This window comes from Kitasatospora fiedleri (assembly GCF_948472415.1).
GTDB classification, from domain to species: domain Bacteria; phylum Actinomycetota; class Actinomycetes; order Streptomycetales; family Streptomycetaceae; genus Kitasatospora; species Kitasatospora fiedleri.
This window is the reverse complement of the sequence record NZ_OX419519.1, coordinates 2,578,920-2,599,374: the sequence shown is the minus strand read 5'-3', so window position 1 is coordinate 2,599,374 and position 20,455 is coordinate 2,578,920. Positions and strand designations below refer to the sequence as shown.

Annotated in this window: 16 protein-coding genes; 13 read left to right on the top strand and 3 right to left on the bottom strand. The window is 71.6% G+C overall.

Translation table 11 applies throughout. From position 1 onward, the window contains the following. The first annotated feature begins 241 nt into the window (after nt 1–241). On the top strand, nt 242–1,528 hold the full coding sequence (gene clpX / locus QMQ26_RS12110; protein ID WP_100836144.1) for an ATP-dependent Clp protease ATP-binding subunit ClpX: 1,287 nt from the start codon (nt 242–244) through the stop codon (nt 1,526–1,528). Between the two features lie 139 nt (nt 1,529–1,667). On the opposite strand, the gene QMQ26_RS12105 is transcribed toward clpX, so the two are convergent. Together QMQ26_RS12105 and QMQ26_RS12100 are read right to left on the bottom strand one after the other, a co-directional pair. Further along, the gene (locus tag QMQ26_RS12105) at nt 1,668–2,480 is read right to left on the bottom strand and encodes a hypothetical protein (RefSeq protein WP_100836143.1); all 813 of its coding nucleotides are present in this window, start codon (nt 2,478–2,480) and stop codon (nt 1,668–1,670) included. A 55-nt stretch (nt 2,481–2,535) separates the two neighbouring features. Then, a complete protein-coding gene (locus QMQ26_RS12100; protein ID WP_282205710.1) occupies nt 2,536–3,486 on the bottom strand; it encodes a hypothetical protein in 951 nt (316 codons plus the stop codon). A 162-nt stretch (nt 3,487–3,648) separates the two neighbouring features. Between QMQ26_RS12100 and QMQ26_RS12095 the strand changes: the two genes are divergently transcribed. Together QMQ26_RS12095 and QMQ26_RS12090 are read left to right on the top strand one after the other, a co-directional pair. Next, on the top strand, nt 3,649–6,288 hold the full coding sequence (locus QMQ26_RS12095) for a valine--tRNA ligase (protein WP_100836141.1): 2,640 nt from the start codon (nt 3,649–3,651) through the stop codon (nt 6,286–6,288). Between the two features lie 273 nt (nt 6,289–6,561). After that, the gene (locus QMQ26_RS12090; RefSeq protein ID WP_282205709.1) at nt 6,562–7,092 is read left to right on the top strand and encodes a hypothetical protein; all 531 of its coding nucleotides are present in this window, start codon (nt 6,562–6,564) and stop codon (nt 7,090–7,092) included. A 63-nt stretch (nt 7,093–7,155) separates the two neighbouring features. Here the strand turns inward: QMQ26_RS12090 and QMQ26_RS12085 are convergent, their stop codons facing one another. After that, nucleotides 7,156–8,712 (bottom strand): chitinase, encoded by a 1,557-nt coding sequence (locus QMQ26_RS12085; RefSeq protein ID WP_282205708.1) that lies wholly within the window; start codon nt 8,710–8,712, stop codon nt 7,156–7,158. A gap of 169 nt (nt 8,713–8,881) precedes the next feature. Between QMQ26_RS12085 and folC the strand changes: the two genes are divergently transcribed. From folC to QMQ26_RS12035, 10 genes are all read left to right on the top strand, one after another. Next, nucleotides 8,882–10,273 carry a bifunctional tetrahydrofolate synthase/dihydrofolate synthase gene (gene folC / locus QMQ26_RS12080; RefSeq protein WP_282205707.1) on the top strand — a complete coding sequence of 464 codons (1,392 nt, stop codon included), beginning with the start codon at nt 8,882–8,884 and terminating at the stop codon, nt 10,271–10,273. A gap of 6 nt (nt 10,274–10,279) precedes the next feature. Then, nucleotides 10,280–10,657: a DUF4233 domain-containing protein gene (locus tag QMQ26_RS12075; protein ID WP_282205706.1), complete on the top strand. Its 378-nt coding sequence runs from the start codon at nt 10,280–10,282 to the stop codon at nt 10,655–10,657. A gap of 96 nt (nt 10,658–10,753) precedes the next feature. Next, on the top strand, nt 10,754–11,167 hold the full coding sequence (gene ndk, locus QMQ26_RS12070) for a nucleoside-diphosphate kinase (protein ID WP_100836136.1): 414 nt from the start codon (nt 10,754–10,756) through the stop codon (nt 11,165–11,167). Nucleotides 11,168–11,531: 364 nt separating this feature from the next. Then, the gene (locus tag QMQ26_RS12065) at nt 11,532–12,557 is read left to right on the top strand and encodes a rod shape-determining protein (protein ID WP_030458241.1); all 1,026 of its coding nucleotides are present in this window, start codon (nt 11,532–11,534) and stop codon (nt 12,555–12,557) included. Between the two features lie 110 nt (nt 12,558–12,667). Beyond that, on the top strand, nt 12,668–13,603 hold the full coding sequence (gene mreC, locus QMQ26_RS12060) for a rod shape-determining protein MreC (RefSeq protein ID WP_282205705.1): 936 nt from the start codon (nt 12,668–12,670) through the stop codon (nt 13,601–13,603). Continuing rightward, nucleotides 13,603–14,247 carry a rod shape-determining protein MreD gene (mreD, locus tag QMQ26_RS12055; protein WP_282205704.1) on the top strand — a complete coding sequence of 215 codons (645 nt, stop codon included), beginning with the start codon at nt 13,603–13,605 and terminating at the stop codon, nt 14,245–14,247. Before mreC ends, mreD begins: the two co-directional genes overlap by 1 nt. A gap of 21 nt (nt 14,248–14,268) precedes the next feature. Continuing rightward, complete coding sequence (gene mrdA / locus QMQ26_RS12050) at nt 14,269–16,503, top strand: penicillin-binding protein 2 (RefSeq protein WP_282205703.1); 2,235 nt, start codon at nt 14,269–14,271, stop codon at nt 16,501–16,503. Next, entirely contained in the window at nt 16,500–17,699 is a 1,200-nt protein-coding gene (rodA, locus tag QMQ26_RS12045) for a rod shape-determining protein RodA (protein WP_282205702.1), read from the top strand. Before mrdA ends, rodA begins: the two co-directional genes overlap by 4 nt. 85 nt (nt 17,700–17,784) lie before the next feature. Beyond that, entirely contained in the window at nt 17,785–19,713 is a 1,929-nt protein-coding gene (locus tag QMQ26_RS12040; RefSeq protein WP_282205701.1) for a TIGR03960 family B12-binding radical SAM protein, read from the top strand. A gap of 93 nt (nt 19,714–19,806) precedes the next feature. Then, nucleotides 19,807–20,451: a hypothetical protein gene (locus QMQ26_RS12035; RefSeq protein ID WP_282205700.1), complete on the top strand. Its 645-nt coding sequence runs from the start codon at nt 19,807–19,809 to the stop codon at nt 20,449–20,451. The last annotated feature ends 4 nt before the right edge of the window (nt 20,452–20,455 follow it).

Below are 20,455 nucleotides of genomic sequence, written 5' to 3'. Positions count from 1 at the left end.
CCCGCCCCGGGGCGTTCCGGTCCTGGCGTCCGTCCCGCACAATGGCAGTCGGGTCATGCGCCCGCGACGGCATCTGTTCGGTATCAATTCGCCCAGGGCGTAGGGCAGACCGGTCGAAGTCGGCGGAAACGACGGCTCGGCAGAGTACCGTCGGATACCAGACCGACCGCCGACGGCGCAGCCGGTCTCACAGCACCAGGCCCCGACCCCCGCGGGGCCCCTGGCGAAGGGGAAGCACCTCGTGGCACGCATCGGAGACGGTGGCGACCTGCTCAAGTGCTCGTTCTGCGGCAAGTCGCAGAAGCAGGTGAAGAAGCTGATCGCCGGGCCAGGCGTGTACATCTGCGACGAGTGCATCGACCTGTGCAACGAGATCATCGAGGAGGAGCTCGCCGAGAGCTCCGAGGTGCGCTTCGAGGAACTGCCGAAGCCCCGCGAGATCTACGAGTTCCTGGACCAGTACGTGGTCGGGCAGGACCTCGCCAAGAAGGCGCTGTCGGTCGCGGTCTACAACCACTACAAGCGGGTCCAGGCCGGCGAGGCCGGGCGCTCCGGCTCCGGCCGGGACGACGCGATCGAGCTGGCCAAGTCCAACATCCTGCTGCTGGGCCCGACCGGCTCCGGCAAGACGCTGCTGGCGCAGACCCTGGCCCGGATGCTGAACGTGCCGTTCGCGATCGCGGACGCCACGGCGCTGACCGAGGCCGGCTACGTCGGCGAGGACGTCGAGAACATCCTGCTGAAGCTGATCCAGGCGGCCGACTACGACGTCAAGAAGGCCGAGACCGGGATCATCTACATCGACGAGATCGACAAGGTCGCCCGCAAGAGCGAGAACCCGTCGATCACCCGGGACGTCTCCGGCGAGGGCGTGCAGCAGGCGCTGCTGAAGATCCTGGAGGGCACCACCGCCTCGGTGCCGCCGCAGGGCGGGCGCAAGCACCCGCACCAGGAGTTCATCCAGATCGACACCACCAACGTGCTGTTCATCGTGGGCGGCGCGTTCGCGGGCCTGGAGCGGATCATCGACGGCCGGGCCGGCGCCAAGGGCATCGGCTTCGGCGCCACCATCCGCTCCAAGCGCGAGGTCGACTCGGCGGACCACTTCCGCCAGGTGATGCCGGAGGACCTGGTGAAGTTCGGGATGATCCCCGAGTTCATCGGCCGCCTGCCCGTCATCACCAGCGTGCACAACCTGGACCGCGAGGCGCTGCTGCAGATCCTCACCGAGCCGAAGAACGCGTTGGTGAAGCAGTACCGCAAGCTGTTCGAACTGGACGGCGTGGAGCTGGAGTTCACCCGGGACGCGCTGGAGGCGATCGCCGACCAGGCGATCCTGCGCGGCACCGGCGCGCGCGGTCTGCGGGCCATCATGGAGGAGGTGCTGATGTCCGTGATGTACGAGGTGCCGTCCCGGCAGGACGTCGCCCGCGTGGTGGTCACCGGGGACGTCGTCTCCAAGCACGCCATCCCGACCCTGGTCCCGCGCGACATGATCAAGCGCGAGCGCCGGGAGAAGAGCGCCTGAGCCCAGGCCGCCGCCGCCCGGCCCGACCCGGAAGGGCCCCGCACCGGTTCACCGGTGCGGGGCCCTTCCCATTGGTCCGACCGCCTTGCGGCGCGGGGCCGTTCGCCGGCCCGGAGGTCCACTCGCGGGGCCCGGAGGGCTACTTGGCGACCTCGGAGACCTGGCGCAGCTCGCGGGTGTCGGCGGCGACCTTGTCGAGGTCGATGCCGTCGGCCTTCTCCATCACCAGCACCACGGCGGAGTAGTCGGCCCAGACGCAGACCGCGAGGTCGGGGGTGTCGCCGCTGGTGACGATGCCGCAGGACATCGAGCCGCCGAGCGGACCGGCGTCCACCGACTTCTTCTGGGTGACGGTGTCACCCTCCTTCTCCATGTCCTTGAACTGCTGGTCGACCTGGTAGGACGGCCGGGTCACCTTGCCGTAGCCGCCGGCCGCGATCAGCACCCGGCTGCCGTCCTCCGAGCCGTAGACGGCGGCGACCGTCTCGTCCGGCTGGAGCGAGTCGGGGTCGGAGGCCGAGTCCTGCTTCATCTGCTCGGCCATCTGCTGGGCGGTGTCCGCACCGGCCTCGCTGCTCATGCCCTGGAAGGTCGGGGGCATGACGACCTTGTACTTGCCGGACTTCGAGACGGTGTCGTAGGCGAGGTAGCCGACCACGCCGGCGCCGGCCAGGATCACCGCGGACACGATGGACAGCGTGACCCACAGGCCCTTGCGGGACTTCTTCGGCGGGGCCGGGTAGCCGGGCGGGAAGCCGCCGGGGGCGCCGGCCGGGTAGCCCTGCTGCGGCAGCGGGGCGCCGCCCCAGGACTGCTGCTGCGGCGGCGGCTGCTGACCGGGGTAGCCGTATCCGGGCTGCGGGGCGGGCGCGCCCTGCGGGGGTATCGGGGCGCCGGGGGGCTGCGGCGGCCCGAAGCCGGGCTGCGGCGGGCCGAACTGGTTGTCGGACACGGCTGGGGCTCCGTTCACACGTGGAGGTGGTGCTGGTACTGGCGGGGGTCGGGTGCTACTTGGCGACGGTGGAGGCGTCCCGGAGCTGGCGGGCCAGCGCGGCGACCTGGTCGACGGTCAGCTGCTTGCCCTTGGGGTCGAGGCTGTTGGTCGTCACCGAGCCGATCGTGGAGTGGGTGGCGAACACGCACACCGGCACGCTCGGGGCGGCGGCGGAGGCGCCGCCCTCGGCGCCGATGGTGCCGCAGCGCAGCCGGCTGCCGGAGTCCTTCGGGTCCTTGGCGTCCACGTCGGACAGCTTCTGCTTCCAGACCGCCTTGCCGCCGTCCGTCGAGCCGTCGGAGTCGTCCGAGCTGTTCATCGCCTCGTCCAGCTTGGCGACCAGGGCGTCGATCGCCTTGTCCGGGTCCTTGACGGTGCCCCAGCTGCCGCCGAAGCTGGCCAGGTCGGTGGTGTTCTTCTGGTAGGTCACGCTGAGCGAGCCCTCGAAGGTGCCGACGGCCTCCAGGCCCTTCAACTCGCCCTTCTCGTTGGACGACTTCTTGGTGTAGCCCGCCACGCTGTCCTGCACCATGAGCTTGTACTTGCCCGCCGTGTCCGAGCCGGAGCCGCCCTTCAGCCCCCACCACAGGCCGCCGCCGACCACGGCCACGCCGAGCACGACCACCAGGGCGATGATCCCGCCCCGGCCCTTCCTGGCCGGCGCGGGCGGCGGCGGGTACCCGCCGTACCCGGGCTGCTGCTGGGGCGCGCCCCACTGCTGCGGGGGCTGCGGCGGCTGGCCGTAGCCGGGCTGCGGGGCCGGGGGCTGCTGCGGGTAGCCGTAGCCGGGGGGCTGCTGCTGGGGCGCGCCGTACGCGGGCGGTTGGGGCTCGCCGTACGCGGGCGGCTGGGGGGCGCCGTAGGCCGGCGGCTGACCGTAGCCGGGCTGCGGAGGGGGAGCGCCGTACGGCTGCTGCGGCTGCCCCTGCGGATACTGCTGCGGTCCCTGCCCCTGGCCGTACATCGTCGTCAGTCTCCCCCGCCGCTTGCGCGTTCCGCGGCCCTGTTGTGGTCGGTCGAGTGGTCGAGCATGCGGCACGCTATCGTACGGTCCCCCCACCGCGCCCGAGCGGTCCGGACACCATCGGTTCGTAACCGAGGTCCGTACTTCCGTAAACTGTTCGTCGTGACCGACACGACGAACCAGCGCCCCGCGAACTCGCACCCCGGGGACGACGCAGCCACCCTCCCGACGACCTACGCCCCGGCCGAGGTAGAGGGCGAGCTGTACGAGCGCTGGGTGGAGCGCGGTTACTTCACGGCCGACGCGAAGAGCGAGAAGCCCCCGTACACCATCGTCATCCCGCCCCCGAACGTCACCGGCGCGCTCCACCTGGGCCACGCCTTCCAGCACACGCTGATGGACGCGCTGACCCGCCGCAAGCGGATGCTCGGCTTCGAGGCGCTGTGGCTCCCGGGCATGGACCACGCGGGTATCGCCACCCAGAACAAGGTGGAGCAGCAGCTCGCCGAGGCCGGCCTGTCCCGGCACGACCTGGGCCGGGAGGCCTTCGTCGACAAGGTCTGGGAGTGGAAGGAGAACTACGGCGGCCGGATTCTCGGCCAGATGCGCCGGCTCGGCGACGGCGTGGACTGGTCGCGCGAGCGCTTCACCATGGACGAGGGCCTGTCGCAGGCCGTCCAGACCATCTTCAAGAAGCTCTTCGACGACGGCCTGATCTACCGCGCCGAGCGCATCATCAACTGGTGCCCGCGCTGCCTGACCGCGCTCTCCGACATCGAGGTCGAGCACGAGAACGTGCCCGGCGAGCTGGTCTCGATCCGCTACGGCGACGGCGCGGACGCGATCGTGGTCGCCACCACCCGCGCCGAGACCCTGCTGGGCGACACCGCGGTGGCCGTCCACCCGTCCGACGAGCGCTACGCGCACCTGGTCGGCCGGACCGTCAAGCTGCCGCTGACGGACCGTGAGATCCCGGTCGTCGCCGACGAGCACGTCGACCCGGAGTTCGGCACCGGCGCCGTCAAGGTGACGCCCGCGCACGACCCGAACGACTTCGCCATCGGCCAGCGGCACGGCCTGCCCAACCTGACGGTGATGGACGACCGCGGCATCATCACGGTGCACGGCCCGTTCCTCGGCCTGGACCGGCTGGAGGCCCGCTCCGCCGTGGTCGGCGCGCTGCGCGAGCAGGGCCGGATCGTCGCCGAGAAGCGCCCCTACGAGCACGCGGTCGGCCACTGCTCGCGCTGCCACACCGTGGTCGAGCCGCGGCTGTCGCTGCAGTGGTGGGTCAAGGTCGAGCCGCTGGCGAAGGCCGCGGGCGACGCGGTCCGCGACGGCCGGGTCGAGATCCACCCGAAGGAGCTGGAGCGCCGCTACTTCGACTGGGTCGACAACATGTACGACTGGTGCATCTCGCGCCAGCTCTGGTGGGGCCACCGCATCCCGGTCTGGTACGGCCCGGACGGCGAGGTCGTCTGCGTCGGCCCGGACGAGCAGCCGCCCGCCGGCGAGGGCTGGGTCCAGGACCCGGACGTGCTGGACACCTGGTTCTCCTCCGGCCTGTGGCCGTTCTCCACCCTGGGCTGGCCGGAGCGCACCGCCGACCTGGAGAAGTTCTACCCGACCGACGTCCTGCTGACCGGCCACGACATCATCTTCTTCTGGGTCGCCCGGATGATGATGTTCGGCCTGTACGCGATGGACGGCGAGGCCCCGTTCAAGACGGTGGCGCTGACCGGCCTGGTCCGCGACGAGTTCGGCAAGAAGATGTCGAAGTCCTCCGGCACCGCCGTCGACCCGCTGGACTGGATGGACGCCTACGGCGCCGACGCCGTCCGCTTCACGCTGGCCCGCGGCGCCAACCCCGGCGCCGACGTGCCGATCGGCGAGGACTGGGTCAAGGGCTCGCGGAACTTCTGCAACAAGATCTGGAACGCCACCCGGTTCGCGCTGATGAACGGCGCCACCGTCCAGGGGCCGCTGCCCGCGCCGGAGGAGCTCACCGCCGCGGACCGCTGGATCCTCTCCCGGCTGAACGCCACGGTGGCCGAGGTCGACGCGCTCTACGAGGACTTCGAGTTCGCGAAGGTCTCCGACGCGCTGTTCCACTTCGCCTGGGACGAGGTCTTCGACTGGTACGTCGAGCTCTCCAAGACCACCCTGAACGGCGGCGGCCCGCGGGCCGACCACGCCCGCCGGGTGCTCGGCGAGGTGCTGGACGTGACGCTGCGCCTGCTGCACCCGATCGTCCCGTTCGTCACCGACGCGCTGTGGACGGCGCTGACCGGCGCCGAGTCGGTGGTCGTCGCCGAGTGGCCGACGGACTCCGGCTACCGGGACGCCGACGCCGAGTCGGAGATCGCCCTGCTGCGGCAGGTGGTCACCGAGGTCCGCCGGTTCCGCAACGACCAGGGCCTGCGCGACACCCAGAAGGTCCCGGCCCGGCTGGAGCTGGCCGGCCACCGGCTGGAGGTGCACGAGGCCGCGATCCGCGCGCTGCTGCGGCTGACGCTGCCCGAGGAGGGCTTCCACGCCACCGCCGCGCTGCCGGTGGCCGGCACCACCGTCGCGCTCGACCTGTCCGGCACCATCGACGTGGCGGCCGAACGCAAGCGCCTGCAGAAGGACTTGGCCGCCGCCGAGAAGGAGAAGGCGCAGACCACCGGAAAGCTCGGCAACGAGGCCTTCCTGGCCAAGGCGCCGGACGAGGTGGTCGCCAAGATCCGGGTCCGGCTGACGGCCGCCGAGGCCGACATCGAGCGGATCACCGCCCAACTCGCGGCGCTGCCGCAGGGCTGACCGCAGGCCGGCCAGGGCCGCCGCTCCCCTCGGGGGCGGCGGCCCTCCGCCTTTTCCCGGGTTGTTCCCGACGGTTTGTCAATTCCCTTGCCCGCGCGTCGCGGTATCGGCGGAGCACCCCCTATTCGGCGTCATTGTGCGGCAATTGACCCGCCGCGCCATTTGGAATGCATTGCGTCGCCCACCCCCGCGCGTTCAGCGACCTTTGCACACCGGATGTGTACGGTGGGCGGAAGTTCCCATTCGGGCGGGGCACGAACGGAGGGCACGCACATGATGGCGACCGGGGAGTTGGCCGACGAACTTCCGGACGAACTTCCGAGGGAAGAGGTGGAGGCGGCCAAGGCCCGGGCGGCGACGCTGCTGCTGGCATTCCGGCACGGAAACCAGATCGCCTTCGACACCGAGCTGGACCGGCTGCTCGCCGAGCACGTCGAACGCGAAGTGGCCACCCTGCTGGTGTGGATCGCCGCCGAGGCGGTCCGCAAGGCGTACGCCCCCGAGGTCGCCGACCGGGTGCTGCGCGGCCTGGCCCGGCGCGCCCCGCACGACGCCTCGCAGGTGCCGGTGGACGAGGAGGCGGCCGGCGCCGCCCTGCTGCTGGAGGCCGTCGCCGCGGGCGACGTCGCCCAGGTGCGCGCCCTGGTGGCCGGCACCCCCGACACCACCTACCTGCTCGGCGGCCTGGTGCAGGCGGTGGCGATGATGCTGCCGCTGCTGCCGGAGGGCGAGGCCGAGGAGATCGCCGCCGAACTGCGCCGCCGGCACGCGGGGCGGCTGCCGACGCCCCGCGCGACGTACTGACGGATCGTCACTGCGCGTCCCGGCCCGGGCGGTTCCCGCACCGGGACGCGGCCGGACGACGGGTCACGGCATCGCGTGCAGGTGCGCCCCCACGGTGGTGGCGATCTGGTTGCCGGCGGTGGCGTCCCAGTTGGTGGACCAGGTCATCGCGCCGCCGATGGTCGGCCACTTGGTCGGCGGGACGAAGCTGCCGCAGTTGGTGCCGGCGGCCAGGCAGTCCAGCGCGTTGTTCACCACCGACGGACTGACGAAGCCGCCGCCCGCCGCGCTGGTGGAGGCCGGGACGCCCAGGCCGACCTGGTCGGGCCGCAGGCCGCCCTGGAGCTGGATGCAGGCCAGGCCGGTGAGGAAGTTCTCGGTGCCCTGCGAGTAGACCCCGCCGTCGCAGCCGAGCATCGCGCCGCTGTTGTAGTACTGCATGTTGACGATGGTCAGGATGTCCTTGGTGGCCAGCGCCAGCTTGAAGTACTCCCCGCCGGTGGACTGCATGCCGATGGTCTCCGGGGCCATGGTCAGCACGAAGCCGGACCCGACCTTGGCCGCCAGGGTGTGCAGCGCCTGCGCCATGTAGGTGGAGTTGACGCCGTTCTCCAGGTCGATGTCGATCCCGTCGAAGCCGTACTGCTGGATCAGGGCGTACGCCGAGTTCGCGAAGTTGGCCGCGGCGGTGGAGTTGGCCACCGAGACGGTGCCGTTCTGCCCGCCGACCGAGATGATCACCTTCTTGCCGGCCGCCCGCTTGGCCGCGATGTCGGCCTTGAACTGGGCCTCGGTGTAGCCGCCGAGCTTGCCGGAGAGCGTCGGGTCCAGGGTGAAGGAGATCGCGCCCTGGGTGCTGGTGGCGTCCGCGAAGGCCACCGCGATGATGTCGTACGCGGCCGGGACGTCGCTGATCCGCTGCGGTGTCGCGCCGTTGTAGAAGTCCTGCCAGTAGCCGGTCAGCAGGTGCTTGCGGGGCGGCGGCGCGGTCGGGCTGCCCGACGTCGACGGGGACGGCGAGGACGAGGGCGAGGCGCTGGTCGAGGGGGACGGCGACGGGGTCGGCGAGGTGCTGGTGGACGCGGAGGGCGAGGGCGACGGGCTGGTGCCGGTGCCCGGCCCGACCAGCGAGACCTTGTCGACCAGGAACGGGGTCTGCCCGTACCAGCCGTGGAACCAGACCGACACCGAGGTGGTGGCCGCGCCGGTGGTGAAGGTGGAGGTCAGGGTGTTCCACCCGGCGTTGGAGCTCCAGGTGGACGGGTCGGTGCCACCGGTGCCGGTGGCGCCCGCGAACACGTAGCCGCCCTGCACCACGGTGCTCAGGGTGTACGTCGAGTTGGGCAGCACGGCGACGGTCTGGCTGCAGTTGGCGTAGTCGTTGCCGGCCGGGGAGCCCTGGAGGTCCCAGCCGGTGGCGGCGTTGTTCACCGCGGTGACGGTCGGGCCGCAGGTCCACGGGCTGAGGTGGTCGCCGGCCGAGAAGTCGCCGTTGACGACCACGTTCACGTTGGGCGCGGCGGCGGTGGCCGTGCCGGTACCGGCCAGGACCAGGCCGACCAGGCCGGTGGAGGCCGCCAGCAGTCCGGCGAGCAGTGCCCGCCCGGCGCGCGGGCGGGGACGGGGCTGTGGTGCACGCATGCCATCTCCATGTGGGGGAGTGTCGATGGGGGGTGCGGTGCGGGGAGCTCGGTGCGGGGAGCGGGTGGGAGCGACTCACACGGTGGAGTAGACCAATTCCGGTGTCAAGGGGGCCTGCGCGCCGGGGTGCCCGTCCGGCCGCGGCGTACGGAGTCCTTAGACTGGCGGGGTGAGCGACAAGGCCGAGCCCAACCCCTACACCGTCCGTCCCGCCGACGCCGGCGGCACCGACCCCGAACTGCGCGCCGTCGAGGCCGAGCTGGCCACCCGCTGGCCGGAGAACAAGCTGGAGCCCTCGCTCGACCGGATCGAGGCGCTGATGGACATCCTCGGCCAGCCGCAGCGCTCCTACCCCTCGATCCACATCACCGGGACCAACGGCAAGACCTCCACCGCCCGGATGGTCGAGCAGTTGCTGGGCGCCTTCGAGCTGCGCACCGGCCGCTACACCTCCCCGCACGTGGAGTCCGTCACCGAGCGGATCAGCCTGGACGGCGCGCCGATCAGCCCGGAGAAGTTCGTCGAGACCTACCGGGACGTCGAGCCCTACGTGCGGATGGTCGACGCCGCCCAGCCGGTCGCGATGTCCTTCTTCGAGGTGCTCACCGGCATGGCCTACGCCGCCTTCGCCGACGCGCCGGTGGACGTCGCGGTGGTCGAGGTCGGCATGGGCGGCTCCTGGGACGCCACCAACGTGATCGACGCCCAGGTCGCGGTGATCACCCCGATCGGCCTGGACCACACCGACAAGCTGGGGGAGACCACCGGCGAGATCGCGGTCGAGAAGTCCGGGATCATCAAGCCCGGCGCGCTCGCCGTGGTCGCCCAGCAGCAGCTGGACGCGGCCGAGACGATCCTGCGCCGCGCCGTCGAGGTGGACGCCACGGTGGCCCGCGAGGGCCTGGAGTTCGGCGTGCTGCGCCGCGAGGTCGCGGTCGGCGGCCAGCTGGTGACCCTGCGCGGCATCGGCGGCCACGAGTACCCGGAGCTCTTCCTCCCGCTGCACGGCGACCACCAGGCGCAGAACGCCGCGCTGGCGCTCGCCGCGGTCGAGGCGTTCTTCGGCATCGGCCAGGGCGGCGCCGAGCACCTGGACGAGGAGAAGGTCCGGCAGGCGCTGTTCGGCGTCTCCTCCCCGGGCCGGCTGGAGGTGGTCCGGCGCAGCCCCACCGTCATCCTGGACGCCGCGCACAACCCGCACGGCGCGCAGGCCGCGGCCGGCGCGATCGGCGAGGCGTTCGGCTTCACCAAGCTGGTCGGCGTCATCGCCACCAGCGGGGACAAGGACGTCACCGGCCTGCTGGAGGTCTTCGAGCCGATCCTCGCCGAGGTCGTGGTCACCCAGAACTCCACCCACCGCGCGATGCCGGTCGACCGGCTGGCCGCCCTCGCCGTCGAGGTCTTCGGCGAGGACCGGGTGCAGGTCGAGCCGCGCCTGGACGACGCGATCGACGCCGCCGTCACCCTCGCCGAGGAGGAGGACCTCGGCGGCGCCGGCGTCCTGGTCACCGGCTCCGTCATCACGGTGGGCGAGGCGCGCCTGCTGTTCGGAAGGAAGTAGCCGCCGATGCGCACCCTGTGCTCCTCCACCCTGATCGGCGAGGCCCTGCTGATCATGTTCGCCGGCCTGGTGGCGATGAAGCTCACCGACGTCGGCACCGGCACCATCTGGGCGGTCAGCGCGGTGGCGATCGCGCTGTGCGTGCTGCTGTGCGGCGTGATCACCCGCCCCGGCGCGGTGTACGTCGGCTGGGCGCTGCAACTGGCCGTGCTGGCCGGCGGGCTGGTGCTGCCGACCATGTACGTCTTCGGCGTGGTCTTCGGCGGCCTGTGGTGGTGCTCGGTCCACTACGGCCGCAAGATCGACGAGTTCAAGGCCCGGCGGGCCGCCGCCGAGTCGGCCGCCGCCGAGTCCGCCGTCGACGGGGCCGCGGCTCCGGCCTGACCGGCCTGACGTGGGACTGGGCGACGGGGTGCCGACCCGGCCGGGGTAGTGTCGGGGGCACAGTCAGGCACGACCGAACACCTCAGGAGCCGTACCGTGTCCCAGCGCACTCTCGTCCTGCTCAAGCCCGACGCCGTGCAGCGCGGCCTGGCCGGCGAGATCATCAGCCGGATCGAGCGCAAGGCCGGCTGGCGGTTCGCTGCGATGGAGCTTCGCACCTTCGACCGCGCCACCCTGGAGCAGCACTACGCCGAGCACGTCGGCCGCGACTTCTACGAGCCGCTGCTGGGCTTCATGACCTCCGGCCCGTCGATCGCGCTGATCGTCGAGGGCGAGAACGTCGTCCCCGGCATCCGGGCGCTGGCCGGCGCGACCGACCCGCTGGCGGCCGGCGCGGGCACCATCCGCGGCGACTACGCGACCATCACCCGGGAGAACCTGATCCACGCCTCGGACTCCCCGGAGTCGGCCGAGCGCGAGATCAAGATCTTCTTCCCCGCGCACGCGTGAGGATCCGGTAGCGATCCGGTGCTCCGTGCCCCCGCCGGGCATGGAGCGCCGCCCACCGGGAACGAGCAGCTCAGGGGCCGGACGGCGGATCGGGTTGCTCCCTCTGGGCGTTAATCCTCAAATCACGGAACCCTACCCTCCGACACGGCGTCCCAATGCCAGGAGAAGCTGATTCGCCCCCGGAGAATGGGCGGCACGCCGTACCCGCCGCCCGCGCTGACCGGCGTGACTACGATGGACCCAACTCACGGGCACGGAGCGGCTGCTCAGCCGCCGTCAGCCCTCTCGCGGGCCCGCACGGCCGGCCCGCTCCCCGCCCTTGATCCGAACTCGGGAAGGCACTCGACATCCCATGGCGAACAACCTGTCGTTTCTCGGCCGGGACCTGGCGATCGACCTAGGCACCGCGAACACGCTGGTGTACGTCCGGGGCAAGGGCATCGTGCTGAACGAGCCGTCGGTGGTGGCCGTGAACACCAACACCGGCGGAATCCTCGCGGTCGGGGCCGAGGCGAAGAAGATGATCGGCCGGACCCCCGGCAACATCGTCGCGATCCGCCCGCTCAAGGACGGCGTGATCGCCGACTTCGAGATCACCGAGCGGATGCTGCGGTACTTCATCATGAAGATCCACCGCCGCCGCTACCTGGTCCGCCCGCGGGTCGTGGTCTGCGTCCCCTCCGGCATCACCGGCGTCGAGCGCCGCGCCGTGGTCGAGGCCAGCATGCAGGCCGGCGCCCGCCAGGTGCACATCATCGAGGAGCCGATGGCCGCGGCGATCGGCTCCGGCCTGCCCGTGCACGAGCCGACCGGCAACATGGTGGTCGACATCGGCGGCGGCACCACCGAGGTCGCGGTGATCTCGCTCGGCGGGATCGTCACCGCGCAGTCGCTGCGGGTCGCCGGCGACGAGCTGGACAGCGCCATCGTCCAGCACATCAAGAAGGAGTACAGCCTGCTGCTGGGCGAGCGCTCCGCCGAGCAGATCAAGATGTCGATCGGCTCCGCGTTCGGCCTGGAGGGCGAGAAGGACGAGCACGCCGAGATCCGCGGCCGCGACCTGGTCTCCGGCCTGCCGAAGACCGTGGTCATCTCGGCCGCCGAGGTCCGCGAGGCCATCGACGAGCCGGTGAACTCGATCATCGACTCGGTGAAGACCACGCTGGACCAGTGCCCGCCGGAGCTCGCGGGCGACGTGATGGACCGCGGCATCGTGCTCACCGGCGGCGGCGCCCTGCTGCGCGGCCTGGACGAGCGGCTGCGCCGGGAGACCGGCATGCCGGTGCACATCGCGGAGAACCCGCTGGACTCGGTGGCGCTGGGGGCGGGCAAGTGCGTCGAGGAGTTCGAGGCACTGCAGCAGGTCCTGGACGCCCAACCGCGCCGTTGAGCGTCGTCGGGCGTCGTTGAGCGCCACCGAGCGTCGTTGAGCAAGGCAATCCGAACTACACACCGAGCTGAGCCGATGAGCATGCAGCACGAAGGGGCGGCGGCAGCACCGTGAGGGACACCCGAGAGAGCCGACTACTGCTGGTCCTGCTGGTGGTGGTGGCCTTCGCCCTGATCACCGTGGACATCAAGGGCGGCCAGGACTCGCCGCTCGGCGGCGCCCGCCGGGCCGCGGCCTCCGCGCTCGGCCCGGCGGAGAACGCCGCGGCCGGCGCGGTCGACCCGGTCGCCGGCTACATCCGGGCGATCCGCGACGCCGGCACCCACCAGCAGCGGCTCGACCAGATCACCCGGGAGAACACCGAGCTGCGCCAGAGACTGGCCTCCTCGGACGCCGCGGCCGGCCGCACCAAGCAGCTCGACGACCTGCTGCACACGGCCGGCTCCGGCGGCTACACCGTCAAGGCCGCCCAGGTCATCGCGATCGGCGCGGCCCAGGGCTTCTCCTGGACCATCACCATCGACGCCGGCAGCGACGACGGCCTGACCCGCGACATGACCGTGATCGACGGCCAGGGCCTGGTCGGCCGGATCACCACCGTCGCCCCGACCACCGCGACCGTGCTGCTCGCCTCCGACCCCGGCTTCACCGCCGGCGTCCGGCTGGAGGGCGGCGGCGAGATCGGCTTCGCGGCCGGGCAGGGCGCCTCGCCGATGCGGATCGAGCTGCTGAACGGCCGGGCCCAGGTCAAGCCCGGCGACCGGCTGGTCACCTTCGGCTCGCAGAGCGGCCGCCCGTTCGTGCCCGGCGTGCCGGTCGGCACCGTCAAGGAGGTGCAGGCCACGCCGGGCCAGCTGACCAAGACCATCCTGGTCGAGCCGTACGTGCAGTTCACCCGGCTCGACCTGGTCGGCGTGGTGGTCGTCCCGCCGCGCACCGACCCGCGGGACGCCGTGCTGCCGCCGGTGCCCGCCGCCTCCGCCGGCGCCGCGGGCAACCCGCAGGCCCCGATCGCCGCCGCACCGCCGACCACCGGGGGGAACTGATGCCGCGTGTGAACCGGATTCTGCTGTCCGCCGTGCTGCTGGTACTGGCCCTGGTCATCCAGGTCAGCGTCCTCGGCCGGCTCCAACTGCCCGGCGCCACCCCGGACCTGCTGATGCTGGTGGTGGTCGGCCTGGCCCTGGTGTACGGGCCGACCGGCGGCTGCCTGGTCGGCTTCTGCGCCGGCCTGCTGGCCGACCTCGCCCCGCCGTCCGACCACGCGGTCGGCCGGTACGCGCTGGTGCTGTGCCTGGTCGGCTACGGCGCCGGCCTGCTCAAGCCGGAGGGCGGCCGGCAGCGCTCGGCTCTCTCCGCGCTGGGCGTGGTCGCGGTCGCCGCGGTGGTCTCCACCCTGCTGTACGCGACGGTGGGCGCGCTGGTCGGCGACACCGCGGCCCGGCACGTCGGACTGACCGGCCTGGTCTTCAGCGCCCTGCTGTACGACGTACTGCTGGCCCCGTTCACGGTGCCGCTGGTGATGCTGCTGGCCCGCCGCTTCGACGGCGACCGGGTGGTCAACGAGACCGAGCGCGGCGCGGACGGCGGCTCCGGCCTCGGCGCGCTGGCCCGCTACCGGACCACCCGCCAGCCCTCCGCCACCCCCTACAAGAAGAAGCGCGCGCTCGGCCTCGCCAAGCGCCCCTGAGCCGGGACGGAGACCGCGCACGTGAGCAACATCCCCGAGACCGGCCGGACCCGCCGGGTGACGATCCGGCTGGTCGTCCTCCAGGTGCTGGTCCTGTCGCTACTGGCCACCCTCGGCGGCCGGCTGTGGTACCTGCAGATCCGCAACGGCAAGGAGTTCACCGAGAAGGCCCAGGGCAACCACGTCCGCGAGGTGGTGGAGCCCGCCGTCCGCGGCGAGATCCTGGACGCCTCCGGGCGGATTCTGGCCGGCAACGAGACCAAGCTGGTGGTGTCGGTCTCCCGCACCGCGCTGCTCCAGCAGAAGGACCGCGGCAAGGCGGTGCTCTCCCGGCTCGCCGACGTCCTGGGCGTCCCGGCCGCGGACGTGCAGAACAAGGTCCGGCTGTGCGACGCCAAGACGCCGCAGCCCTGCTGGAACGGCTCCCCGTACCAGCCGATCCCGGTCACCCAGCAGGCCACCACCCAGCAGGCGATGCAGATAATGGAGCGCCGCGAGGACTTCCCCGGCGTCACCGCCCAGCCCACCGCGCTGCGCCGCTACACCAACGCGGAGGGCGCCAGCGCCGCCCAGATCCTCGGCTACCTCTCGCCGGTCACCGACGACGAGGTCACCAAGACCGCCGACAAGACCGGCCGGGAGCGCCGCCTGCCCTCCGACCAGATCGGCCGGGCCGGCCTGGAGTCGGTGTACGACGACGACCTGCGCGGCACCACCGGCGTCGACCGGCTGGAGGTCGACAACCTCGGCCGGGTGATCGGCAGCGCCGGCACCACCCCCGCGCAGTCCGGCAACAACCTGGTCACCTCGATCGACGCCCGGGTGCAGAAGGTGGTCGAGGACCAGCTGGCCCAGGCCATGGCCGAGGCCCGCAAGGTGTACGACAAGGAGACCAGCCGCAACTACATCGCCGACTCCGGCGCGGCCGTCGTGATGGACGTGCACACCGGCCGGATCGTGGCGATGGCCAGCGCCCCCACCTACGACCCCAACCTCTGGGTCGGCGGCATCTCCGCCAAGGACTACGAGACGCTGAACAGCAAGGACTCCAACTACCCGCTGATCAACCGGGCCATCCAGGGCCAGTCCGCGCCCGGCTCCACCTTCAAGGTGGTCTCCACCACCGCCGCCGCGCAGGCCGGCTACGACCTCAACGGGCACTACCCGTGCCCGAAGTCGCTGACCATCGGCGGCCGCGAGTTCAAGAACTTCGAGAGCGAGAGCTTCGGCGACATCTCGCTGGAGAAGGCCCTGGAGGTCTCCTGCGACACCGTCTTCTACGGCCTGGCCTACGACCAGTGGATGAAGGACGGCGGCCTCAAGCCCAAGAAGGACGCCCAGGACTGGTTCTTCAAGACCGCCCACGAGTTCGGCCTCGGCGCCAAGACCGGCGTCGACCTGCCCGGCGAGGTGGCCGGCCGGGTCCCCGACCGGCAGTGGAAGCAGTCCTACTACGACGCGATGAAGGACTCCTGGTGCCAGCAGGCGGCCAAGGGCGGCCACGAGTACGCCGACGAGATCGCCCGCGAGAACTGCGCCGACGGCAACCAGATGCGCGCCGGTGACATGGTCAACTTCGCCATCGGCCAGGGCGACACCCTGGTCACCCCGCTCCAGATGGCCCGGATCTACTCGGCGCTCGCCAACGGCGGCACCCTGTACCGGCCCACCATCGGCAAGGCCGTGGTCAGCCCCGACGGCACCCTCGTGCGCGACATCGCCCCGCACGAGGACGGCAAGATCCCGGCCCAGGGCAAGCTGCTGGAGTACATCGACCAGGCCACCGCCGGCGTCGTCACCTCCGGCACCGCCGCCTGGAAGTTCACCGGCTCCGGCTGGCCGCAGGGCAAGATCGAGCTGCACGCCAAGACCGGCACCGCCGAGGTCGCCGGCAAGCAGACCACCTCCTGGCTGACCACCTACAGCAACGACTACGCGGTGGTCATGACGATCAGTCAGGGCGGCACCGGCTCCGGCGGCTCCGGCGACTCGGTGCGCCGGATCTACCAGGCGCTGTACGGCGTCGACGACAAGGGCGCCATCGACAACTCCAAGGCGCTGCTGCCCAAGCCGCAGGCCGAACTGCCCAAGTTCAACCCGGACGGCACCGCGATCGTCCCCACCGCCTTCAGCTACGAACCCGGCGCCACCTTCCTGGACCCGGCCCCGCCGGCCCGGGCCGGCCAGGTGTCCGGCGTGCTGCTCGCCGCCGTCGAACCCACCCGCGGCGGCGGGTACGGAAGGGGCCGGGCATGACCTCGTACGACTCCTACCGGACGGTCCGGCTCTCGCCCCGGCGCTCCTCGCTGGGCCGGGCGCTGGCCAAGGACTCCCCGCTGCGGCGGCTCGACTGGATCATGATCCTGGCGGCGCTGGCGCTCTCCGTGATCGGCTCGCTGCTGGTCTGGTCCGCCACCCGCGGCCGCGACCAGCTCACCCACGGCGACCCGCAGTACTTCCTGTACCGGCACCTGACCAACCTGGCGATCGGCATCGGCCTGTGCGTGGCGGTGATCCTGCTCGGCACCCGCCGGCTGCGCACCGCGGCGCCGTTCATCTACCTGGCCGTGGTGCTGATGCTGTTCGCGGTGCTCAGCCCGCTCGGCTCGACCATCAACGGCGCGCACTCCTGGATCCAGTTCGGCGGCGGCTTCTCCATCCAGCCCGCCGAGTTCGCCAAACTGGCGATCGTGCTGGGCATGGCCGTGGTGCTCTCCTCCCGGGTCGACAGCGGCGAGCGGGAGTTCCCGCCCACCCGCAGCGTGCTGCAGTCGCTGGCGGTGGCCGGCTTCCCGATGGCCGTGGTCATGCTGATGCCGGACCTCGGCTCGGTGATGGTGATGGTGGTCACCATGCTCGGCGTGCTGCTGGCCTCCGGCGCCGCCAACCGCTGGGTGGTCGGCCTGCTGGCCGGCGGCACCGCCGGGGCGCTGGCGATCTGGAAGCTCGGCATCCTCAGCCAGTACCAGATCGACCGCTTCGCGGCCTTCGCCAACCCGGCGCTCGACCCGGCCGGCGTCGGCTACAACACCGCGCAGGCCAGGATCGCGATCGGCTCCGGCGGCCCGACCGGCATGGGCCTGTTCCACGGCACCCAGACCATAGGGCAGTTCGTCCCCGAGCAGCAGACCGACTTCGTGTTCAGCGTGGCCGGCGAGGAACTCGGCTTCGCCGGCGGCCTGCTGATGCTCGGCCTGCTCGGCGTCATCCTGTGGCGCGCCTGCCGGATAGCGCGCCACGCCAGCGACCTGTACGGGACGATCCTGGCGGCCGGCGCGGTCACCTGGTTCGCCTTCCAGGCGTTCGAGAACATCGGCATGAACCTCGGCATCATGCCGGTCGCGGGCATCCCGCTGCCGTTCGTCTCCTACGGCGGCTCCTCGATGTTCGCGGTCTGGATCGCGATCGGACTGCTGCAGTCGGTGCGCTCCCAGCGGCCGATAGGGGTCTGACCCCTCCACCGCGTGGAAACAGTGACCCCCGGGGCTCGGCTACCCTGAAGGGTCACTGCTTTTTCTGCCGTAAAGGTCCTTGCGCATGACTGTCGAATCGGTCTTCCCACGCCTGGAGGCCCTCCTCCCGCACGTCCAGAAGCCGATCCAGTACGTCGGTGGCGAGCTCAACTCGACCGTCAAGGACTGGGACGCCTGCGACGTCCGCTGGGCGCTGATGTACCCCGACGCCTACGAGGTCGGCCTGCCCAACCAGGGCACCATGATCCTCTACGAGGTGCTGAACGAGCGCGAGGGCGTCCTCGCCGAGCGCAGCTACAGCGTCTGGCCGGACCTGGAAGCGCTGATGCGCGAGCACGGCGTCCCGCAGTTCACGGTCGACGCGCACCGCCCGATCAAGGCGTTCGACGTGTTCGGCCTGTCGTTCTCCACCGAGCTCGGCTACACCAACATGCTGACCGCGCTCGACCTGGCCGGCATCCCGCTGAACGCCGCCGACCGCACGATGGACGACCCGGTCGTGCTCGCGGGCGGCCACGCCGCGTTCAACCCCGAGCCGATCGCCGAGTTCATCGACGCGGCCGTGATCGGCGACGGCGAGCAGGCCGTGCTCGACATCACGGACATCGTCCGGGCCTGGAAGGCCGAGGGCCGCCCCGGCGGTCGGGACGAGCTGCTGCTGCGCCTGGCGAAGACCGGTGGGGTGTACATCCCGCGGTTCTACGACGTCGAGTACCTGCCCGACGGCCGGATCGCCCGCGTCGTCCCGAACCGCCCCGGCGTGCCGTGGCGGGTCTCCAAGCACACCGTGATGGACCTCGACGAGTGGCCCTACCCCAAGCAGCCGCTCGTCCCGCTCGCCGAGACCGTGCACGAGCGGATGTCGGTGGAGATCTTCCGCGGCTGCACCCGCGGCTGCCGCTTCTGCCAGGCCGGCATGATCACGCGCCCCGTGCGGGAGCGAAGCATCACCGGCATCGGCGAGATGGTCGAGCGCGGGCTGAAGGCCACCGGCTTCGAGGAGGTCGGCCTGCTCTCGCTCTCCTCCGCGGACCACTCCGAGATCGCCGACGTCACCAAGGGCCTGGCCGACCGCTACGCCGAGGACAAGATCGGCCTCTCGCTGCCCTCCACCCGGGTCGACGCCTTCAACATCGACCTGGCCAACGAGCTCTCCCGCAACGGCCGCCGCTCCGGCCTCACTTTCGCCCCCGAGGGCGGCTCCGAGCGCATCCGCAAGGTCATCAACAAGATGGTGTCCGAGGAGGACCTCATCAACACGGTGGCCACCGCGTACGGCAACGGCTGGCGCCAGGTGAAGCTGTACTTCATGTGCGGCCTGCCCACCGAGACCGACGAGGACGTGCTGCAGATCGGCGAGATGGCGAAGAACGTCATCGCCAAGGGCCGCGAGGTCACCGGCACCAACGACATCCGCTGCACCGTCTCGATCGGCGGCTTCGTCCCCAAGCCGCACACCCCGTTCCAGTGGGCCCCGCAGCTGTCCGCCGAGGCCACCGACGCGCGGCTGACCAAGCTGCGCGACTCGATCCGCGGCGACCGCAAGTTCGGCAAGAACATCGGCTTCCGCTACCACGACGGCAAGCCCGGCATCATCGAGGGCCTGCTCTCCCGCGGCGACCGCCGGATCGGCGCCGTCATCCGGGCCGTCTACGAGGACGGCGGCCGCTTCGACGGCTGGCGCGAGCACTTCTCCTACGACCGCTGGATCGCCTCCGCCGAGAAGGGCCTGGCCGGCACCGGCGTCGACGTGGACTGGTACACCACCCGCGAGCGCGGCTACGAGGAGGTGCTGCCCTGGGACCACCTGGACAGCGGCCTCGACAAGGACTGGCTCTGGGAGGACTGGCAGGACGCGCTGGAGGAGGTCGAGGTCGAGGACTGCCGCTGGACCCCGTGCTTCGACTGCGGAGTCTGCCCGCAGATGGACACCCACATCCAGGTCGGCCCCACCGGCAAGAAGCTGCTGCCGCTGACGGTCGTCAACAGCTGACGCGGCCTCACCCCCGGCCCCCGCCACGACCCCGTGGCGGGGGCCCTTTGCCCGGGTATGACCATCGGCTGATCGGGCGACGGGGGAGTGACGATGGCTCAGCAGGGCGGGGGCTGCCTGGTCGCGTTGGTGCGGCTGGTGGTGGTGGCGGTGGTGGTGCCGCTGCGGCTGCTGTGGGAACTCGTGGCGCTGGTCGCCCGCGGGGCCGGATGGCTGGTCGACAGGGTGTTGCTATGGCCGCTGCGCCTGCTCTGGCGGGGGGTGCTGGGGCCGCTGCTGTACCGGCTGGTGGTCGTCCCGGTCGGCCGGCTGTGGCGGTGGGTGGTGGTGGTGCCGCTGACCTGGCTGTGGCGGTGGGTGGTGCGGCCGGTCCTGGCGGCGCTGTGGAACTACGTGCTGGCCCCGATCGGGCGCGGGACGGCGTACCTGGCGGTCGGGTTCGGCCGGGTGGTCGCCTGGTCGGCGTACCACCTGGTCGCGGTGCCGGTCCGGGCGCTGTGGCGGTGGGTGCTGGTGCCGCTCGGCAGGGCGTTCCGGGACTGGCTGTGGCGGCCGGTGCTGTTCCCGGTGCTGCGCGCGCTCTGGCTGGCGTTCCGCCGGGCCTGGCGGCTCGGCGGCCGGATCTGGCGCTTCACCGTGGTCGCCCCCTGCCGCTGGGTGCGCCGCGACGTCTGGTGGCCCGTCAGGGCGGAGGTCCGCCGGGTGGCCCGGGAGGTACGGCGGACGCTGCTCGGCTGACGCA